Consider the following 2,599-nt stretch of genomic DNA (forward strand, 5'->3'; position numbering starts at 1 on the left):
TCTGCTTGCGCCCGCGGACGCGGCACACCGAATGCGCCGAGCCCTGGGCGAACTAACCGTACCGGTCTTTGCCGTATTGGACGGCGGCATGCATGAGGATCTGCCTGACCTTTTGAAACAGCAAGGTATTCAGGCGCAGTCTTTGTTTCGACAGGAGACGGCAACGGATGTCATCCGGGCCGGACCCTGGCTGGTTTCCTTGACCGATGTTCTCCAACAAGGGACCGTCGAACGGCTGGATGCCACGCATCCTTGCGCAGTCTACTGGTCGTGCGGACACCCGCAAGAAGAGGTGCGACGACATCTCAGATCGATCAACGAGATTCTCATCCCCGTCGAACAACCCGATGGAACATTCTCGCAAGCTTTTGAGCGCGTTCTGTTCCGCCATTGGGATCCCAATGTGCTGGGCGCGGTTTTACCGCTCCTGACCGGTGAGCAACTATCGCGCTTCCTGGGTCCGGCGGATGCGGTGATCTTCAACGCTCCCGATTACGGCGGGTTGAAGCGAGCACGCGTGACGGCGGATCTACCAGCCGCACTAGCCGGACCGCTTCGGTTCGAACCGGATCAGATGGTGAGGCTGAAAGCCGTCATGCTGCATTCGTCGCGGCTGCGCATCGCCCGCTTTTTGAAAGGCAATGTACCTGCGCATTTCTCCGGCGTCGATGACAGCTTCATCTGGGGCGCGACACTGGCCAGTGAGACATCCGCCGATGAACTGGGCATCAAAACCGAGCGCGGGCGGGCGCGCTGGGCCTATGTCATGATGATGTCCGACGGCAAGGCCGCAAAGGCTCCAGAGGTTTGCGGCTATATCCGCGATGGCGGTGATACACCCGACAACCGGGTCAAATCACTCATCCAGCACGCAGCCGACGCCCTGCGCTCCAACCCCGCTCTGGCCGGAGGCTCGGCATGAGTACGGCGGGCACTGTTGGCGAATATGGCGGTCGCGCCGCGGGAGGCGTTCTCGGTGGCCTGGTTGGCAGCGTGTTCGGGCCCATCGGCACCTGGATCGGCCGTGCTGCGGGCTCCCGTCTCGGCGGTCTGGCCGGACGCGCCGCCGGTGAGGCCCTCGCCTCCTACATGGAAGATGCAAATGCCGATGCGGAGGAAAAAACAAGGGAAGCCGAACAGGCAAAACCATGTGTCGATTGCGGAGATATTGATTGCTTCAACCCACCAGAAGGTGCCGATGATAAGCTGAAGGAAGAGTTCAGGCGACAACTAAAGGAGCAGCAGGATACCATCAATGGCATGAAACCGGATGATCTCATCCAGAATATGGATCACTATGCTAAATACGGACGTCCCAAAACTGATGCTGCAGATAGGAGACTGGCGAGGGAAGATTATCGCACGACACGCGCAGACGAACTGTCGGAAGAGTACCAAAAACAAGGTGTCATGGACTACAAAGAAAGAGCGGCGGCCGATGTTGCGGCGGAAATGGCCAAACTAGCAGCAACACATTCATTGGATCTGGTCGCTGGCGGGGATGGCTCCATTTCCGGTCTTGGCAACAAAACCATAAACAGTTCGCTCGGTTCACAGTGGAAGGGCCGTCGTGCTACCCAATTGAAAGCGCATGCTCAGAAAGCTAAAGAACAGGGCAAAAAACTAAACGCCAAGCTTGAAGAATGCCCGCCTGACGGTGAAGCATCTTCCTCCCAGAAACAGAAATCAGGCACTTCTTCGACAAAGGACACTCAAGGCATAGGCGACATCCCGACCTCTTAGCAGCCTATTGAGATTTTTGGAGCACACATGACTGAGCTATTCATAAACTATAGACGATGCCTGGAAGAATTCGGCGCCCCATCAGATGGGGAACGCCTCTCTGAGGAGACGATTGCGGGTTACACGGGACGCATTCCCGAAACATATCTGGATTTCCTGAGAGCGTATGGCACAGGAAAATGGCTCAATGGTTACTTTCAACTGTGTAATCCCGACGCATACCAGTCTGTTGTAAACATGATCTTAGAGCACGATCCCGATTTTTCGGCAGATAATACGTTTGCCTTGGGCTTTTCGTCTTTCGGAGCATGGCCGAACTCTACGGCGTGATCGACGCAGCGGAAGCAAAGCGAGCTGGCAAGGCGTGAGGCGGCCAGTCACGTGGGCGCGCGAAGCCCTGGATGACATGCGGGAGCAGATCGCATTTATCGCCGAGGACAATCCTGCGGCGGCACGACGTGTCGCGGATCGACTCCGCGACACTGGCGAGGCCCTTGGTGAGATCGCGACCGGTAGGCCTGGACGAGTGACCGGCACCTATGAGAAGTCCGTCACCCGCCTGCCTTACATTATTTCCTATGAGTTGCGGTCGATCGCCAGCCGTGAAAGCGTGGTCATCTTGCGCGTGATCCACACGGCGCGGTACTGGCCCGTTGAGGAATGGCCGCACTGAATTAAAGACGTCTTAACGTCTTTAGATTTATGCTTGAATACGTATTGGCGCACAGAAGGATTAACGCATGAACGTGATTGCGTTTTTAAGTCAGAAGGGCGGAAGCGGGCTTGTCGCAAATTTTCAGGTTTAACCGTATGTTGACCATAGGCATGGAATTTGGCGCTCCGAAAGTTGCGGAGC

General features: G+C 56.5%; 4 protein-coding genes. All 4 read left to right on the forward strand.

Annotation, left to right across the window (positions count from 1 at the left end; translation table 11 throughout):
• On the forward strand, positions 1–922 hold a 922-nt coding region (locus tag MUU53_RS23130; protein ID WP_343229136.1), incomplete at its 5' end, for a DUF4123 domain-containing protein.
• Positions 919–1,743: a polymorphic toxin type 15 domain-containing protein gene (locus tag MUU53_RS23135; RefSeq protein ID WP_247262941.1), complete on the forward strand. Its 825-nt coding sequence runs from the start codon at positions 919–921 to the stop codon at positions 1,741–1,743. The genes MUU53_RS23130 and MUU53_RS23135, both read left to right, overlap by 4 nt.
• Before the next feature lie 27 nt (positions 1,744–1,770).
• Complete coding sequence (locus MUU53_RS23140) at positions 1,771–2,073, forward strand: GAD-like domain-containing protein (protein ID WP_247262942.1); 303 nt, start codon at positions 1,771–1,773, stop codon at positions 2,071–2,073.
• A 34-nt stretch (positions 2,074–2,107) separates the two neighbouring features.
• The gene (locus tag MUU53_RS23145) at positions 2,108–2,416 is read left to right on the forward strand and encodes a type II toxin-antitoxin system RelE/ParE family toxin (RefSeq protein ID WP_247262943.1); all 309 of its coding nucleotides are present in this window, start codon (positions 2,108–2,110) and stop codon (positions 2,414–2,416) included.
• Positions 2,417–2,599: the final 183 nt, after the last annotated feature.

It is taken from the genome of Affinirhizobium lemnae (assembly GCF_022968395.1).
GTDB lineage: Bacteria > Pseudomonadota > Alphaproteobacteria > Rhizobiales > Rhizobiaceae > Neorhizobium > Neorhizobium lemnae.